24 protein-coding genes, 2 tRNA genes and 1 pseudogene are annotated in these 16,044 nt (G+C 54.6%); all 27 read right to left on the bottom strand.

Annotation, left to right across the window (positions count from 1 at the left end; translation table 11 throughout):
• Positions 1–2: 2 nt before the first annotated feature.
• Positions 3–554 (bottom strand): phage neck terminator protein, encoded by a 552-nt coding sequence (locus HMPREF3142_RS06220; RefSeq protein WP_070611822.1) that lies wholly within the window; start codon positions 552–554, stop codon positions 3–5.
• Positions 536–904, bottom strand: coding sequence for a hypothetical protein (locus HMPREF3142_RS06215; RefSeq protein WP_070611820.1), 369 nt, complete (start codon positions 902–904; stop codon positions 536–538). The genes HMPREF3142_RS06220 and HMPREF3142_RS06215 overlap by 19 nt, the downstream gene beginning before the upstream one ends.
• Positions 901–1,464 carry a hypothetical protein gene (locus HMPREF3142_RS06210; RefSeq protein ID WP_014342915.1) on the bottom strand — a complete coding sequence of 188 codons (564 nt, stop codon included), beginning with the start codon at positions 1,462–1,464 and terminating at the stop codon, positions 901–903. The genes HMPREF3142_RS06215 and HMPREF3142_RS06210 overlap by 4 nt, the downstream gene beginning before the upstream one ends.
• 2 nt (positions 1,465–1,466) lie before the next feature.
• Positions 1,467–1,910, bottom strand: a complete 444-nt coding sequence (locus HMPREF3142_RS06205) for a DUF4054 domain-containing protein (protein WP_012542596.1) — start codon at positions 1,908–1,910, stop codon at positions 1,467–1,469.
• Positions 1,910–2,236: a hypothetical protein gene (locus tag HMPREF3142_RS06200; protein WP_070611818.1), complete on the bottom strand. Its 327-nt coding sequence runs from the start codon at positions 2,234–2,236 to the stop codon at positions 1,910–1,912. The genes HMPREF3142_RS06205 and HMPREF3142_RS06200 overlap by 1 nt, the downstream gene beginning before the upstream one ends.
• A 1-nt stretch (position 2,237) precedes the next feature.
• Complete coding sequence (locus HMPREF3142_RS06195; protein WP_070611816.1) at positions 2,238–3,275, bottom strand: DUF2184 domain-containing protein; 1,038 nt, start codon at positions 3,273–3,275, stop codon at positions 2,238–2,240.
• A complete protein-coding gene (locus HMPREF3142_RS06190; protein WP_032419581.1) occupies positions 3,275–3,757 on the bottom strand; it encodes a structural cement protein Gp24 in 483 nt (160 codons plus the stop codon). The genes HMPREF3142_RS06195 and HMPREF3142_RS06190 overlap by 1 nt, the downstream gene beginning before the upstream one ends.
• Before the next feature lies 1 nt (position 3,758).
• Entirely contained in the window at positions 3,759–4,082 is a 324-nt protein-coding gene (locus HMPREF3142_RS29820; protein WP_228706474.1) for a hypothetical protein, read from the bottom strand.
• Between the two features lie 306 nt (positions 4,083–4,388).
• Positions 4,389–4,925, bottom strand: a pseudogene (locus tag HMPREF3142_RS29815) (DUF2213 domain-containing protein); the annotation flags it as partial.
• 3 nt (positions 4,926–4,928) lie between these two features.
• On the bottom strand, positions 4,929–5,627 hold the full coding sequence (locus HMPREF3142_RS06180; protein ID WP_070611813.1) for a phage head morphogenesis protein: 699 nt from the start codon (positions 5,625–5,627) through the stop codon (positions 4,929–4,931).
• Between the two features lie 52 nt (positions 5,628–5,679).
• Positions 5,680–7,200 carry a DUF1073 domain-containing protein gene (locus HMPREF3142_RS06175; RefSeq protein ID WP_070611811.1) on the bottom strand — a complete coding sequence of 507 codons (1,521 nt, stop codon included), beginning with the start codon at positions 7,198–7,200 and terminating at the stop codon, positions 5,680–5,682.
• Positions 7,201–8,877 (bottom strand): phage terminase large subunit, encoded by a 1,677-nt coding sequence (terL, locus tag HMPREF3142_RS06170; protein WP_004196799.1) that lies wholly within the window; start codon positions 8,875–8,877, stop codon positions 7,201–7,203. It abuts the gene before it with no gap.
• 1 nt (position 8,878) lies between these two features.
• On the bottom strand, positions 8,879–9,364 hold the full coding sequence (locus tag HMPREF3142_RS06165) for a DUF2280 domain-containing protein (protein ID WP_012542603.1): 486 nt from the start codon (positions 9,362–9,364) through the stop codon (positions 8,879–8,881).
• 30 nt (positions 9,365–9,394) lie between these two features.
• Positions 9,395–10,030 (bottom strand): putative metallopeptidase, encoded by a 636-nt coding sequence (locus HMPREF3142_RS06160; protein ID WP_070611809.1) that lies wholly within the window; start codon positions 10,028–10,030, stop codon positions 9,395–9,397.
• A gap of 37 nt (positions 10,031–10,067) precedes the next feature.
• Positions 10,068–10,244 carry a hypothetical protein gene (locus HMPREF3142_RS29320; protein ID WP_176747608.1) on the bottom strand — a complete coding sequence of 59 codons (177 nt, stop codon included), beginning with the start codon at positions 10,242–10,244 and terminating at the stop codon, positions 10,068–10,070.
• A gap of 556 nt (positions 10,245–10,800) precedes the next feature.
• A complete protein-coding gene (locus tag HMPREF3142_RS29315) occupies positions 10,801–10,938 on the bottom strand; it encodes a hypothetical protein (RefSeq protein ID WP_087749278.1) in 138 nt (45 codons plus the stop codon).
• 2 nt (positions 10,939–10,940) lie between these two features.
• Entirely contained in the window at positions 10,941–11,408 is a 468-nt protein-coding gene (locus HMPREF3142_RS06155) for a lysis protein (RefSeq protein WP_070611806.1), read from the bottom strand.
• 100 nt (positions 11,409–11,508) lie between these two features.
• Positions 11,509–12,012, bottom strand: coding sequence for a lysozyme (locus HMPREF3142_RS06150; RefSeq protein ID WP_070611804.1), 504 nt, complete (start codon positions 12,010–12,012; stop codon positions 11,509–11,511).
• Positions 12,013–12,014: 2 nt separating this feature from the next.
• A complete protein-coding gene (locus HMPREF3142_RS06145) occupies positions 12,015–12,329 on the bottom strand; it encodes a phage holin family protein (RefSeq protein WP_070611802.1) in 315 nt (104 codons plus the stop codon).
• Between the two features lie 577 nt (positions 12,330–12,906).
• A tRNA-Arg gene (locus tag HMPREF3142_RS06140) sits at positions 12,907–12,983 on the bottom strand.
• A gap of 5 nt (positions 12,984–12,988) precedes the next feature.
• Positions 12,989–13,063, bottom strand: a tRNA-Asn gene (locus HMPREF3142_RS06135).
• Between the two features lie 103 nt (positions 13,064–13,166).
• Positions 13,167–13,856 (bottom strand): bacteriophage antitermination protein Q, encoded by a 690-nt coding sequence (locus tag HMPREF3142_RS06130; protein ID WP_070611800.1) that lies wholly within the window; start codon positions 13,854–13,856, stop codon positions 13,167–13,169.
• Positions 13,853–13,993, bottom strand: coding sequence for a YlcG family protein (locus tag HMPREF3142_RS27470; protein ID WP_004884232.1), 141 nt, complete (start codon positions 13,991–13,993; stop codon positions 13,853–13,855). Before HMPREF3142_RS27470 ends, HMPREF3142_RS06130 begins: the two co-directional genes overlap by 4 nt.
• Positions 13,990–14,625 (bottom strand): recombination protein NinG, encoded by a 636-nt coding sequence (locus HMPREF3142_RS06125; RefSeq protein ID WP_070611798.1) that lies wholly within the window; start codon positions 14,623–14,625, stop codon positions 13,990–13,992. The genes HMPREF3142_RS27470 and HMPREF3142_RS06125 overlap by 4 nt, the downstream gene beginning before the upstream one ends.
• Positions 14,618–15,286 (bottom strand): metallophosphoesterase, encoded by a 669-nt coding sequence (locus HMPREF3142_RS06120; RefSeq protein ID WP_070611796.1) that lies wholly within the window; start codon positions 15,284–15,286, stop codon positions 14,618–14,620. The genes HMPREF3142_RS06125 and HMPREF3142_RS06120 overlap by 8 nt, the downstream gene beginning before the upstream one ends.
• The gene (locus HMPREF3142_RS27465) at positions 15,283–15,450 is read right to left on the bottom strand and encodes a NinE family protein (protein ID WP_004243010.1); all 168 of its coding nucleotides are present in this window, start codon (positions 15,448–15,450) and stop codon (positions 15,283–15,285) included. Before HMPREF3142_RS27465 ends, HMPREF3142_RS06120 begins: the two co-directional genes overlap by 4 nt.
• Entirely contained in the window at positions 15,431–15,898 is a 468-nt protein-coding gene (locus HMPREF3142_RS06115; RefSeq protein WP_070611794.1) for a recombination protein NinB, read from the bottom strand. Before HMPREF3142_RS06115 ends, HMPREF3142_RS27465 begins: the two co-directional genes overlap by 20 nt.
• Between the last annotated feature and the right edge of the window lie 146 nt (positions 15,899–16,044).

Genomic DNA, 16,044 nt, shown 5'->3' with positions numbered 1-16,044 from the left:
TATTATTTCTCCGGAGGAAATCTCACGTCGACCGGCTGCGATATCACATCTGCGCCTGTCATAAACTGCTGAGGAACGCTGACGACAATCAGCGGGTTTGCATGGAATTCAAGCGTCCAGCGGGATTCCCACTGTTTCTCGCCGTTGATCATCGAGGTTTGCCGTGGGGGGCCGGAATAAAGCGGTACCAGGACATTCGCGTTTTCCCTGAACCAGGTGCATGCGAATTCGGAACGGGCAATACGCGAAAAGATGCTGGCATTGTTTTGCGCCTGATCTCCGTAGAAATCGAGCTGACATTGCCATTCATCAACGCGGCGAAGTTCTGCCCGCCCGTAATCGCTAACGCCGTCATACTCGTAGTTGACAGCACTGGTTGAGAGGTCCGTCAGAAAAAGCGGCGTCATAGTAATGAAGCCGCCTTTCGGCATGGGGGTCTGATTTTGCTGAGTCTGCGTGATCTCTGCGTCCGGGAAGAGGACAGAAAGGAAATCGCCAGTCGCCTTAAACAGATCGCTTTCAGTGACCTGCAGGCCTACGTCAATTGCTGACATGCGATAACCCTCGTCCAGTCCGGCCAGATTTCAGGAACATCCACAACCAGCCATGTTTCATTGCCTATAATGAACTTATCGCCGCCCTGCTGCCGTTCCCTGTTAATCCCACACCAGTTGCCATCCGTCCAGATACTGACCAGCACACCCTGGATGTTCATATTATCCATATGCCTGATATCAGCCTGACTCAGCGCCTGCTTTTGCACCATCATCGTTACCGGCGGTGCAAAGCCCGGAGAGGTCGAATAATCCGGGTTTTTGATTGGGCCGATCGAGCGGTAAATCTGCGCCTCGACGCGAGGATTAACCGCGCTAATGGCGCTTCGCACTATGGAATGGAGATTCACTCTTTCACCTCGTAGTCGACCGAGTTCAGCATGTGGGCCGAGTCGATTAACGGGTCATTAAACCCTTTTTTGTCGACCGTGCTTTTTGCGTTCGGCGGCTCAGAAAAGGCAATGATTGACGACTGAATCTGCCCCTTTATCCGCTCCCCCATCAGCGCCAGGCTTTTGCTGGCGTCAAAATCGTTTGCCTTCATGAGCTTCCCGAGCTCTCCGCCCCACTCCGGACCGTGTTCAGAAATGGTCTTCCTGAAGTACGGCCGGGATGGGATCGTAACGATATGCTCGGGTATCATTACTGACTGCGCGAAATTGGCCTTTGATGGCTTAGCGAAGCGAGAAACGCCGTCACGGCGAACGTAAAAGTTCAAATCCCGGGTATGCGCCGGGATTTTTACAGTGCCGCCAAATTCGTTGGTGGCTGCCACAAGTGCTACCGGCGTCCCGTCGGGGTACTTAGCCCCCTCAAGGAAGCCAACCTTTAAATCATCGCCAGAGGACAGCCCCTTAGCTATAGACTGCAGGTGCTCCATCAGCTTATCGCCGCCTGACATTCCATCCATAGCTACCTCCGGATGAATGAACGACGGTTATAATGGCCCGGGTACATTGAAGGGGATGAGCCAGGGACATAAAAACCTGTCCTGTAAGGCTTTGTGGCCTCCCAGTAAGCTGACCCGTAAGTAGTCTGCTTATACCACCAGGAGCTTTCGCTTGAGGGCCCTGCGTCAGCTGATACTGACACTGACCCCTCAGATGCGCTTGCCACACGGCCAACCAGACCAGAAGCCTTTTCGCCGTTTACGCCTGAATTTAGCGCCGCAATGTGCGCAACCAGCATATTCAGGAAAAGAGCCCGGATAGAGATATCTTTTACCGGGCTGCTGTCCGTGTTATTCAGGTAAATCGTTGCCTCCGTGAAGTACGCATTAAGCAGCGTTTCACTTACGGCATCGAACTCCGGATAACGCTCACGAAATGCGGCAACATCAAAGACAACGATCGCCATTATTTTTTGTCCGCCTTCTCAATCCCCGGGGCCGGGTTGTTCTGATCCAGACCTTCCAGACCAGTTTTCTCCGAAGCGTTTTCATTCGCTTTCGCCTGGGCGCTGCTGGTTTTCGCCTGGGCAAACACCAGCTCTTTGCGAACATAGGGCTGTTCAGCATGTACGGCCAGCCATGCTTCAAACGCTTCCTTGTCCACGTTTTCGGTCAGGCCGTATCCCCCGACAACGATAGAGGAGTTGGAGCCGTTAAGCTCCACTTTGTACCCGCCCTGCTCCAGGATCAGGCCGTTCGGCAGTTTGCATCCTACAGTTACTGTTTCGGCCATGTTACACCCCGATCATGCTGGCAATGCCCAGCGGTTGACGAATGATTGCACCCCAGGTGCCACCGGATTTTTTCTGCCGCCAGGAAGACTCTTCCACCACGACAGCGTGAGCGCGCATCTTCTCGGTGAATGCTGCGTAAGCGGTGTCCTGCTCACCCAGACGCTCAACAATCAGCTGCACAAGCTCGCCCGCGTCGGTGCTGTATTCAACAGCGGTTTCGATACGCATGTTCGGGAAGTTTTTCTTCAGCTGATCGGTGACGTTCACGTTGTACTGGTTCGTCTTGGTCAGGTTGACTTCCATTTCCGGAGACATACCCAGCACCATGCGATCGGTACGCTCTACGAGGCCTTTGGTCTGAGAGACCAGCTGCTTATAGAGACGACCGGAGATGTCGTCATATACGGCTTGCCCGTCTTTAGTTGCCCAGGTAACGCTACCTCCGGAACCAGTCGCCGCCGGCGTCACCGGAGCGCTCAGAGACGGATCGTTGAGCAGGCCGAAGTTTTCCAGCCCGGCGATGCCGTAGAAGTAGGACTTGTTCTGGAACTTGTTCAGCACAAGTGCAGAGGCCACATTGAGTTCGGCGGCATAGCCGATACGCCCGGCGCCATACATGTCCAGCTCGCGCTCACCCCAGCGGGTGTGAGTCTGATAATGGAACGACTGGCGCGGTACCCAGTTGACGTTGGCGGACGTCATGCCGTTGTTGTTGAAGTCGCCGTAAGCGCTGGTTTCACCAGTCGACTCGACGATCGGGAACTGCGAGGTCAGCGTCGTCCAGTCGCCTTTTTTCACTTCACCGATAATCTCTGCGGCCTTCATCGGCGTTACGAGAACGCGGATAAGTTCCGGATCGACGTAGTTAGTGAAGTAGGCCGGGATGCCGGCGTTATTCGCAGTAACCATTTGCGGCTGGGCATCCATCGCCAGCGCGAAATTCTCCGCAAACTCCGGCTTCAGGTAGTCCTTCGCGCCGGGCAGCACAATGCCATATTTCCCGCTGGCTGCGGCGTAGTGTCGCTGAAATTCGTTCATTACTTGCTCCAGGTGCTGATTTTGACCAGCTCGCCAGCGTCACAATCGCTTGCGGCATAGAATGCGGTCTCGATAAAACCGGCCACGGTTGCGCCGGCTGCGGCGACTTGCACCTCACCGGTGGTCAGGGATGCAAAAACCTTCTGCCCGCGGGTGGCAGCGGTTGACGTTTTGGCCCAGTAATCACCGGCTACCTTCAGGGTCACTTCACGACCGGGCTGGATGAGCATGGACGCCTGACCCAACCAAACGGTGATAGACGCCTGACCGTCACGATGGACAAAGCCAGAAGGAACACCGCTACCGGCATTGGAAGCCACACCGTCAACATCCCAGGCGAAGCGGCCGACAGTCAGGCCATCCTCGCCAGCAACCAGAGCGCCCTCGCCAGCCTGATAGGTCGCGTGAGGGTTGGTGCCAGCAAAGGCCCCTTCGACGCCGGGGGCCGGATACTGGTTAATTCGTGTCTGAAAACCTGCCATGTTAACCTCGTTTCAGTTTGCCAGCGGTCGGGAATGCTTTTTCGAACTCACTGACGGAAGCGGAATCCTGCGCAATGACAGGGCGTGAATTTTCTTTCTGGCTGATCGCCATTTTGACCATCGCCGGATAAGCGGACGGGTGAACGTCGGAGATATCCACGCCGCTCTGTTCAAGCGCGGTGCGATAGACATCTTCGGCTGAGTCCATGGCAACGACGTCGCCGATCAGCGGGCGGACAACCTGCTCGGCTTCACGGATTTTCCGGAAGTTTTCCGCAGCCTTTTTAGTCGCACTGTCGGCTGCCAGGCGGATCGCAGAGTCCATCGCCGTTATGGAGACTTTGTCGTCTTCTTCATCGTCTTCATCTTCGGCGGTTTTCTTCTTGCCTTTGCCTTCTTCGTCGTCCTCATCGTCCGCCGTTTTTTTCTTATCCTCGTCGTCGTCTTCGTCGTCGGCGGTTTTGTTTTCTTCTTCGTCTTTCTTTTCGGCCTCATCAAGAGCCAGAAGAGCTTTGCGGACTTCTGCCTCCAGATCAGCATCCTGCGCCAGAAGTGGCTTAAGGGTGGCGCGGATCGCCTCTGCCTTATGTTTACGCATGTGGTTAAGCTCCGGTGGTAATGAATCTGCGACCAGTACATCTGGCCCTGCGCGGCCGTCAGGGACCAGCGCTTCGTGGTTTCCGAAAATGTCACGCATAACGCCGTCATAAGGCTCGCCGTCAGGAGTGACACCCGGGGTCATGTCTGCGACGTACTTGTACGATGCAGATAGCTCTCGCTGCTCTCCGCTCTCAATTCCAGCAATCGCGCTGTTATCCCAGATCGACATACCAACCGTGAGATACGTTCCGTCAAACTCCGCATTGGAGTGCGTCACGCCAACACGAAATTCATTGGGCGGGTCGGTGGGAAAATCGGGGATGTGCTTGCTGAGCACGGGGATGTTATTGAAGGTTTTGGCTGCTTTCCGGAGCTCGTCCGGGTGGCGCCAAAGCCGGTAAAGTTTGTTGGGTTCGAGCCCAAGCTCTTCGCTTCTTGGTATCTCGCGTCCGTAGTAGGCGTTGACGTTTGCCTTGCTGATATTCGTTCGTGAAATCTGAAGGCGGCCATTTGCGTCGATGGTGCGCACAGAGGCGCGATCGAAAGCTAAGCACTCTGTGGGGTTCATTGCTCAATCCTGTTTTGAAAGACCTGGAATTACAGCCTCCCAGGTGCAACGACAATTTGGTAATTCGCCTGGCATGATGTGCTCGCCATCGATGAGCATCCCTTCTGAGAGGTCGAAAAGCTTGCCATTGGCTTTCACATGGGACTGGCGAGGCTTTTTACCTGCATGGGAGTGCTTCCATATTCCCTGGGTAATGCCGAGCGCCTGCTGTCGCGCAGACTGAACGACTGAGGTGGCCTTGTTGTTCTGATCTCGGGCAATGAACGCCGCACGGCGCCGGGTAATCCCGTATCGCTTCTGGAGTTCATCGGTGAGATAGGACAGGTCGCGCCCACGCGCTACCGACCTCATAACCAGCCCTTCCACTTCGGTGAAATACTTCTCGGGGATGGATCGGATAAGGCCGACATTCTCGGCGATGGTCGCCTGAAGAGCGTTATTCATCTGCGAGGTAATTTTGAACTCGACAGTAAACCCCGCATCTTTGAAGGCTGTGGCCAGTGAAGCATCCGCGTTTTTCATGGCGTCGTTAGCGAACCTGTCGGCCAGCTTTTGCGCCATGTCATCAAACCGCCGCGTCCAGCGCTTAGCCAGTTTATGCATGGCATTCCGCATCATCACTGCAGGTGATGCATCCATGGCGACAGCCGCGCCGCTGGCCCGATAGTTTGCCGACAGCCAGTAAACAACAGATGCCTGCATTTCCTGCACCTGCTTATCAAGCTGTCGGCGGTACCATGCTTCGACGCCAGCGTTAGGATGAACTGCCCTTATCGTCAGGGTCTGTTTCTTCCTCTTCGTCGTAGTCGTCTTCGATTTCGAGGTCATCATTCAGGTCCAGAGAGTGATAGGGCGAGTCCGGGTCACCGGCAATTTTTTCGCGGACTTCATTGCCAGAGAGCACGCTGGCGGCCACATAGACAGCGTCTGTGTCCGCGTCTACTTTGCGAATTTCCGCCCGCTCTTTAGAGCTCATTTCGTACAGCGGCTCAAAGTCGAAGGTTATGCCATCGTCAATGTCGCCGAACTCAGAGAGCTGAATGATGTCCATCAAGCGCTTCAGGTTGTCTTTAAAAACAGACTGCTGCAGGGCGTGAATGTAGTCGTAGAAAACGCGGATTTCGCCGTCAGACGTTGCGTTAAGGCCATTTGGAGTAATGCCCAGCAGCTTGACGAGCGGGATGCTTGATACTGCTGACATGTGCTCCTGCGATTGGGCCTGCAGGGCATCAAGGCCGGCGATAGGGGCGCTGACGAACTCCACGGTCTCCGGCTTTTCCTTATCATTATTGACAGCGAACGCCCCGCGGTTATCACGACACTGATTCATAACCTGCAGGCGGGCAATCAGCGTATCCGCTGCGCCACCTGTCAGGATCTGGCTCATATCCGTACCGAAAACCGGTATCGAGTAGGAGTGGATCATGTCGCTGACGCTGTCGCGGGTACGAAGCCAGTTATTGACGTATGGCTCGGCAATCTGCGAGAGAGACAGGCCGCGGAAGTTATACGATGCTTTCAGTAGATCAGGCACCTTCCGAGAGACGAAATCAATCATCCGGCTTGCATGTACGGTCCGGCCCATGACAAACCACTGAGTCGGCTTGTAGAAATCCGGGCTCAGCGGGTTGTCGGAGTTATAAATTCCCGGGTAGGTCCAGATGGGCTCAATGACCCTGAGCCCCTGCAGGCTGCCTTTCGTGATTTTCTTGTCGCTCATGAAGAGCTTCGATTGCAGCTCGTTGTCGTCCATCCATGCGGAGATTCCCCGCGGCGAACGAACGTCGATGTAAATCTGGCCACCGCCAAAGTAGCCGTCGTGTTCTGCGGCTTCTTTAAAGCGCTCGCGCACCTTAAACCGCTTCATGGCCTCTTCGAGCTGTTTTACCCGATCCGCCTTGTCTTCATTGCCGACAGTTTTGAGCTTTATCCATTTGCGGGTCATTTCTTCCGCGATGGTGCCGACCATCTTGCGATATTCAGGCTTCTGCGCCAGCGTGGCCAGGTACGGGTAGCCGGGAAAACTATCAAAGTCGCCGTATCCGTAACCGCCATACGCAGCATTGAGATCGTCGTAAGGCGTGGAGTCCATTGCCAGAATGGCGCTTTTGATAGCCTCGGGGATCACCCCTTTCGGCGGCTCGTAGCGCTGAAACTCTCTTTTCGGTAATGCGCGGACTTCGGCCACGGCCTCGGGCCTGATCCCGACCTTCGGTGCTTCAGGTTCTTTTGCCGGCTCAGGCGCGGCGACTTCTTTCTTTTTAAACCACCACACTTAAATTCTCCTGAGTTGATTCGGGTCGATAACCATCGGCTGCGGGCCGGAAATCAGGTTGTCGTCGATTGCGTCCATCCAGGTATCGAGGATGTCGTCGTTGTCGTGACTGTCATCAGCGGAGAAAGCAGCGCATTCCGTCATCGCCGTCAGCACCCACTCCGTTGAGCCTGCGATCGTGCCGTCCTCGTAGAAGATGCTGGAAAGCTTCTGTCCGTCGTCGGTGTGCGTCGCAGGGACGAACACTTTCCCGGTTTTGATTTGGGGGATGACGTTTAGGCAGCGAACGAGCTTGTTCTGCCCGGTACCGCGCGGAATTTCCCTCACCGGGATGGCGAGTTGTCCGGGGGTCTGGCTACGTTTTTTCAGAGTGGTGATGAGGCCCTGTCCGGCCTGCTTCTCTTCAATGGCCATATGACGCAGCGGCATGACCCGCATGGAGCCAGACAGGCGCCACTTTTCCCAAACCTCTTCCGCTTTCTTCAGGAGGTCTTCCGGGTCCCACCGTCCGCGAACGACATCGATGATGTACAGATTCCCGTCCACGCCCATGCCAGCCAGCGTAAATACGGTGTAATCCAGCCAGTCCTCTACCTTCCCGCTGTTCGTATCGACGTACACGGCGCGGTGCGTAAGCTTCGGCAGGGTGGTGTACGTTCTGAACCAGCTGGTGTCGATGATCCCGCCAGTCAGCGCCATCGGGTTTTGCTGGTATTGCGACAGGAAGGTATAGCGATCCTTTTCCCACAGTTGCAGGAGGTCGTTAACGTCTTCCATCTGCGGCCAGTAGGACCAGTAGCGAACGCCGCCAACGACCACAGAATCGGTATCTTTGACCGTTTCCCAGCAAAGCGAACGCCATGGCTCATCGAGCGACTGGATGTACTTCTCGTCGATCATGGCGGGTATGGCGACATGGTGAAACGGTACGCCCATTCCGCCGGCAAGCATGAAGCCTGTTGCATCGTCGGTGTGCAGGCGCTGCTGAATGCTCACAAACGGAGTCGGGTGCTCTTTCGACTTATCGCCGCGACGTGAGCGGATGGTGTTTACCAGCAGCGTATTCGCGCTTTTGCGTCGGGACTCGCTGAGCATGTCCACCGGCTTGTTGTAGTCGTCCAGCATCACCATGCCGGAAAACTCTGGTCCGTAGTAACCGCCACGACCACCGGTGATCTGCCCGTTGCTTGAGCGCGATACCGTCTGGCCTATAGAGCGCCCTCGCTCGTCCTTTATCTCCCACTCTTCCGCCTGGTTGACACCAAACGAGCAGGGCCAGAACTCCTGATATTCGCGGCTGGCGATAATGTCGCGGGTGCGCCGGCTGTTACGCTTTACCAGCGTGTCAGCAAAAGAGATATTCAGGTTGCGAAAGCGTTTAAGCCGCTTCTCCTGCACCAGGGCGTTGACATACGCCGGGAAGTGAATGGAGAAGAACTCTGTTTTTGTACCGCCGGGCGGGATGTTGATAATCAGGTTTCGCGGGACAAGGCGCCCGGCAAGCAGATCATCAATTTTCGAAGCCATCAGGCGGTGATGCCAGTTAACCAGCAGCCGATCGCCCTGAATCAGCTCGAACCATATCCGGGTGAAGTTCAGGAATGACTTCGTAGACTTTGAACGGATGATCACGCGCTCCGGGAATGACAGGTCATCCCATTCGATAATTCCGCTCATATCAGTCCAGCCCTTCTAACCTTCCCTCCAGCTTCTGCTGGGCCTTCGCATAGTCTTCTGCGGTGTACGTCACCTGATTCAGCGGGCCGCCGTCTTTACCGGTCAGCTCGACCTTTTGCTTGTTGCTGTAGGCATCGCCAACCTCTTTTGCCGCCTGCTCCAGTAGCTGAGCTGTCATGCCGAGGTTTTTCATACCTTCGGCAGTCGTAGACATTCGCTGCAGGACGCGTAGGCGATAGGCTTTGTTGGCGATCGGGATGTCGGAGATTTCGTTGAGGAATCGGTCACGGGTGCGGTTGAAAAGGTCGACCCATTTTTGAGCCAGACCTTTCCCAGCCACCTTTGTCGGGTCATGCGATGCCACCTGCTGGCGCGTAACCTGAACCTTGAATTCTTTTTGTACGGACTCGACGATTTGGGATGGCGTATCAAAGCAAGCGAGCTCTTGAACGATAAAGGCTCTCACTTCTGGTTTTAGTGCAGCCATAACCCACCGTCCGTATAAAGCAGTATAAAATCACGCCAGTTTCAGCATGCACGTCCCGCATGCTCTGGCAACATCGATATGAGCAACCTCCGCCGGCCTGTTCGCCGCATCCACCATTTCCTGCACGTCTTTGCTGGCGCCGTAACGCCGGACCACTCCGACGAATTCCTCGACGTCATGGCCGCGAAGTTTGAGCACCGGCATACCGGTCTCTTTGTTGAACTTCGGCGCGCCATAGTCGTCGGTAGCCTGGGCGATGTGATAAAGCTCATGCTCTACCAGTGCGCAGAACTCCAGAGCGTTACATTGCTCGCAGTAGTCAGCAGCCAGGGTGATGATGAACTTCGGTATGCGACCGAACCATTCATGCATCTGCTGCTCCATGCGGGACTTCTGCCAGCCTCCGGCACGCATCATTACCTGCTCACACTGACCCAGCACAATGCGCCCGCTTTTGGCGAATGAGCCAGAGGCCCACATAAACGCGACATCAGCATCGACCAAGTGCGCATGGTCAGGGTTATGGATTCGGCCGTCTTCGGTGAGGATGTTCTGATTTACCCATTCGCCGATTTCGGCAGCAGGGATAAGCCGGGTATACGGCAGCCAGTTTTCGCCAGTGAAGTTGACGGGAGGGTATGGTCTGCGATTGTCATTTTCATTCATGCAGAGCAATCCTCTTAGCTGGTTGGCCTACCCAAAATTACTTTCTTAAGTGCTCATCCTGTTTCATTGTGGGTTGAGGAGAGAATCTCCCAATATACAAATCAATGAATTTTTCGTTGGTCATATTTTTATCAAGATCTTCCTGCCACTCTCTCATCCAGACATGAACTTTTGACCAGTCAACTGACTCTTGTTTGTCGGTGAGATTTGCCATTTATCTATTCCTTCATTACCGTAATGATGGTGTAACGAGAGATTTCTTTGAGGCTGAATCCCTCTCGCTTATCCACTCCATCGTCGTCAAAGTGACAATGAATGAACCCATGTTCAATTATCGGCTTAACGGGGGGTAGTAATGGATACACAGAGGGAATGTGAGCCATCTGACACCAGATAGATATTCACGATGTAATGATTAATCAACCCTTTAGCCATATCAGAATTTCCTGCTGGATTCGGAAATATATCACCGGGGAATAGCGACAACCATTACCCTAGAAAGTTACATAAAACTCTGTCAATGGCGCTTTTCGGACACCATTTGCAGAACTTTATAATTACGCCTTCTTCTCAATCACAGGGCCAATCCGGATACACTTCTTAGTGAGCCACCCCCCAGCGCAAAAGCACTGAAAGGATGAGCAGCGGCTTCATGTATGGGCGAAGCGTAATTTCCGCCACTAGGATTCCTGTAGTGCGCATATGGCTTACCTCGTTGTGACATTATCGAAACCCCTCAATGAAGGACTTCTGTAATGTGGGCTCTTATCTCAACGCAGCCCCTTACCGCGTGCCGGATGCTCATCTTCGAGCGCCAGCATTGAGATAATATGGCTGACCTTAAACCAGCCAGGCTTCTCCGACAGTCGACAGAGCCAGATCGACAGGAGAATGAAGAGTATCAGCATCGTTACCTCAGGCACTGCGTGGTGATGTATTCCTGCAGCGCCCTCAGGGCTGTTTGGTCGCTGAGGATTCCGGACCGGATACCGAGAACGTTTCGTCCAGCAACTGCAGAGAGTTCGACGGTGGCATCATCGCCCATGCTGGGGGCGCTGGCGGTTTGGCTTGAGGCTGACACTGGACACTTGCCTTTGACGAGCACCCGACCACCATTATCAAGCTTGCGCTGCAGAGCATCATTTTTAGCTTTTTCATCGGCTAATTCCTTCGTGTATTTGGCATCGAGTGCTGCTACATCACGCTGGCGGGTCTGCATGTCCGCGATCGTGTCATTTGCCAGGCTGAGTTGCTCAGTTGCTTTGTCACGCTGCCTTTTGAACTCGGTCGCGTTGTCGTAGTAGTGACTGACCAGCCAGCCGAGGCTGACTATCAGGCAGATCACAATGGCGCTGATAATGGCGGTTAATCGGCTCATAGCAGAATTACCCCAACGAAAAGAAACCACCCCCACCCATCATGCCCACTAGCGGCAATGAATCCTGCCGCAGCCATGCATATCGCCGACGGTACGTATCTCATTTCTGCCCCCACAAACAAACTTCGCGCTCAATCTCGCGGCGAGTTACCAGGCCTTTCCACTGCTTACCCTTGGCGTAAGTCCAGCGGCGCAACTGATCACATGCACCTTTCTGGTCGCCCTGGTTGATTTTGCGCAGCAGTGTGGAGGTCTGGAAATTGCCAGCGCCGACGTTATAGGCGAACGAGTACAGAGCCCCGCGCATTGTCTCGGGGATCGGCTTTTGGATGTATGGGTCAGTCTGGCGAGCAACGGTGTTCAGGTCTTTGCTGAGCAGCGCACGGCACTCAGCCTCGGTGTACTTCTTGCCGAGCATGATGTCTTTGCCAGTGTGGCCATAGCAGACAGTCCAGACGCCTACCACATCCTGATAAGGGTTGTATCGCACACCTTCAAGACCATCGTTCCCGGTTGGGCCAGTGATGAGCGCAGATGCAATGGCTATGGCACCACCGCCGCCGGCGATCACGCCAATCAGTTTATTCCTCATTGATGGCGTCATGCTCACCCCTGTGTATCACTTGCGATCCGCTTCAAGGCCTCGGTTACCACTTCGGCTGAAGCCGGGCGGTCACTTCCTGGCTTAGCGGAGACATCAGCCAGATAACTGGCCAACAGCTGCGTGCGTTTTTTCTCTTCATCCAGTCGCTCTCGCTCTTCTTTACGCTTTGCGTAATACGTCTTGATTGTGAAGAAGGCAGAGATCAGGGCGCCAATGATGAAGACATAATCCTGCAGACTCAGGACTGAAAAGATACCAAGCAAGGCTGACCACCAGTAAGGCAGATTGTGACCATCGGCTGGGTTCATACGTTGCATCTCTCACCTCCGATAATGTTCGGGGTGCTATCTGTAGTCAGTAAAAGGTTCAGGGCCGTCGGGCTGATTTACCAACAAAGCGTCGAGGGTGATTCCCGCGACCCTGAAAATAAAAAACCCGCTCAAGGCGGGAAGAAATACCAAGGGTAAAAGCGACGGCGCGGTAGCCGTAATGGTCCCAAGGCAGGGGATATGGCTGTGATGGCTGGTGCTGATATCCAGCTTTGATGAACAGATTACATCTGGCATCGACTCGAAGGGGGTTACATCATATCTTCGGCACCTTCTGGTGCTGTCCGGGCACTACCCGGCTGGCCAGCGCATCAGCCTGCGCATTCACCACAACGGTAAGAGCATATCTTAGACGCCTGCTATAAGTCAGCATGGTACCTGACATGCTCTTACCTGTTATGGGCTCCGTTTCGTGGAGCAACGGCCAGGCGATCAATCTGGCACCGGGGGAGGACTTATTTTAGGCGATAATGCCCGTGCTCCATATCTGGCGGCCTGCGACGCTGTTGCAGCAGCGCCCCTGATAAGTTGGGTTATGAGCCCGTCATCAGGTCAGGCCATTATCTGGTGCACCATTCAGGAATCGAACCTGAAACCGATAGCTTAGAAGGCTATTGCTCTCTCCGGTTGAGCTAATGGCGCTAATTTGGCGGGACAGGAAGGATTCGAACCTTCGACCATTCGGTTAACAGCCGAACGCACAACCGCTGTGCTTCTGACCCTGAAATGAAAAAGCCCAAGGCGTTAACCTCGGGCTTGAATTCTTTGTGTGTCGACAATCGAAGCTATGGCGACGATATCAGATTTACATGAAATATATGCCTTTCAGTTCGGTTTTGCAAGACTTACATCTAAATTTGTCGCCTTTTGTTGTGAACGTGATCGCGTTACCGATATGAGAGCGTCGCTATCAAGCTTCACAAAACTGCTGCGCAGCGCCAGCCAATGAGGGAGGTAGGTTTCTGTCCATGTGGACTTTGCTACACCAACCAGCTCCGCCAGCGCCTGATATTCATACGTCTCCCTCCCTGCCAGCTCGGCTTTGACATCCTGAGCGGCCAGCCAGATAAGTTGACGAAGGCGATCGACAGTCTTCTTCGCAATGCGTACGCCAGCCAACTTCTCGCTGAATTGCTCCCATGCCCACCGGGTTATCGTCTCTTGGTGCTCCCAGCGGATATTGTCGCTGTAGTTCCACAGCAGCCACGCTTTCTGATGCTCTTCCAGCGAAAGCAGAGCCCGGCGCCAGCTTGCCGTCGAATACTCAACAGGCAGCACGAGAGCGATTGATGAACCCTTAGCGCGGGACTGGCTGCCGCTCATCGGCGGCCCGTCCGGGTTAACCATTTTTTGCTTTACCTCGCTATATACCTTCTTCCTTCCCCGGCTGCGCGCCGTAGCGGTGAATTGTGCGTTCTCTGCAAAAGCTACCAGTTGCCCTTTCGTCGCACCGCTCAGATCGGCGGTGGCCACTATCAGCTCCTGGCGAACAAATTCCAAGTATTGAGCTGTCATGCTGTCTCTCCCAGGGTCTGATAGATGCGAACGAAATTTCTCAGTATGCGGTAGTCAACCAGTACGGTGCCGCGGTGCCGGCAGAGGCGTAGCTTTTGCCAACGGTCGCGGATGCGTTCGATAACGTCACGGCTCATGCTGCCTCCCGTTGTTTCAGTGCTTTGAGCTTGGCGCGGTACTCATCGCGAATACGAATAAAGTCTTCCCGGCGGTAGTTGGTCATTTCGTGGGGTCCGTTAAGCCAGTCGACATACTCCTGTCCGTAACGAGCGATCAGGCCAGCTTCGTATTGCTGAGCAACCGTCGACTCTTTGGCGGTGTACTTACCGGCCCCGGCATTGCACGATTTGCACTGCTTATGAGCGTTGCGCTCTTCAAAACGCAACTCAGGGTAAGCGCCAACCGTTTTGAAGTGGCCGCAGTCCCACTGTCCGCCATGCAGATCAGGCGGGTTGGTCTCGCCGCAACTGATGCATGGCAAACCAGCATCACGCGCGCGGATGTAGGCGTTGAATGCCTGCTGAGCCTGGGATTTGTAGTAACTGTTAGGTCTGAGCTCAGCCAATCTTGCTTTACGGCGCTGGCGCCCCGCCTTCTCTTCGGTACGCTGACGCTGTGCTTCCTTCTGCTTAGCATCTTCCCGGGCTTTTGCTGTCTGTTTTTTGCCGATCGCGCTGGCGCATTCAAAACTGCATACCACCTGCCCTTCCCGGGCGGGATGGAACCATTCGCGGCAGTGGGCGCATTTACGACGTGAAGGTTTACGCATGCTCACCACCCTGGATCTGCACCAAGGTCAGGCGTCCGCAGAATACAGCCCCGGTATCGATATACATCTGATTGGCGTACTGGCTTGGCTGATGTGCCGGGGTGTGACCAAAAATAAACAGGTCTGCACCGGATATTTCATTCACAATCCCATCCTGAGCCGCGCTCACTCGCTCACGATTCCAGATCACCTGTTCTGCATCGACGGGCTTGTCATACGCATATTCGTTATGAGGGTAGTCAGCATGGCAGACCACCACCCTCTTACCCTCGGTCATTACCTCGATGATGAGTGGCAAACCTGCAACCAAATGGGCCAACGCGATAGTCCGGCGTGCTTTGTCGTAGTCAAGGTTAAAGAACCATCCGCCACCGTTAGCGAGCCAGTGATTCACGTTCCCGGAAGAGGATAGTCCGTCGAGCATCATCTGCTCATGGTTCCCTCTTACAGCCATAAACCAGGGCATTGCGATTAGCTCAAGGCATTCGACGTTTTCCGCACCGCGATCGATAAGGTCACCTACAGAGATCAGTAGGTCACACAACGGGTCGAAACGGACCCTTTCCAGCTCGTTCATTAGCAGCGTATGGCAACCATGCAGATCACCAACAACCCAGATGTTGCGCCAGATAGCACCATTAATGCTTCGATAGAGGCTCATGCAATTTTCCTTCTGGCAGCGCGGCGCAGCCAGCGGACATCTGCCAGGTGAGCCGTATAGTGAAAGGTGGGGATATCGGAAGGCTTAACTTCGACCTTGCGCTTGCGGCGCGCCGGCACGCGGAAAATACCGCGCTCCATGACCTTAGCGAGCAGACTGTGCATGCGAAGCCCTCCATTCCTGGGCCCATGCAATCCGACTGCTGGACTTCTCGCTGAACTTCACATTGTGCTCGGTGCCGAACCAGTAGATCGCCTCGATTACCTCGACCATGTAGCGTTTGCTGGATTGAGAGGTACGAACGCCGAAGTAGACGCGGCCGCCGTTGATGCCCGGGGCGGATTTCTGCTCACGCTCCGGGTTTTGCATCTGGCTGACCAGTACGGTGATGAGGTCTTTCCACTCCGCTGGCTCCAGCTTTTCACCGTGCCAGATCACCTGATCGCTCAGGTCTTTCAAAAGTGGCCACATGAGACGATTCTGTTTGTCGGTGCGGCTTTCTTCGCGCGCCTCGATAATCAGCGGCGATCGGTGGTCGACGGGCAGAGACTGGATGAATCTGACGACGTTATGCTTAACGTGTTCGTTGATAAGGCAGAATTGTTGCTTCACGCTTCACCTCCGGAGAGGCTAAACGCTGAATGCAGGAAATCGCCGGTGGCTTTCGCCATCGGTGACAGGGATTGCTTTAAGGTCTTGTGCGCCATGTGTCCCCACTTGGCGCCGGTCATTAGTGTCAGTTGCTCAGGCTGACGAGG

The sequence above is a fragment of the Klebsiella sp. HMSC16C06 genome, from assembly GCF_001808325.1.
Lineage (GTDB): Bacteria > Pseudomonadota > Gammaproteobacteria > Enterobacterales > Enterobacteriaceae > Klebsiella > Klebsiella variicola.
Note: the sequence above shows the minus strand (reverse complement) of the source record. Positions and strands in the feature narration are given on the sequence as shown.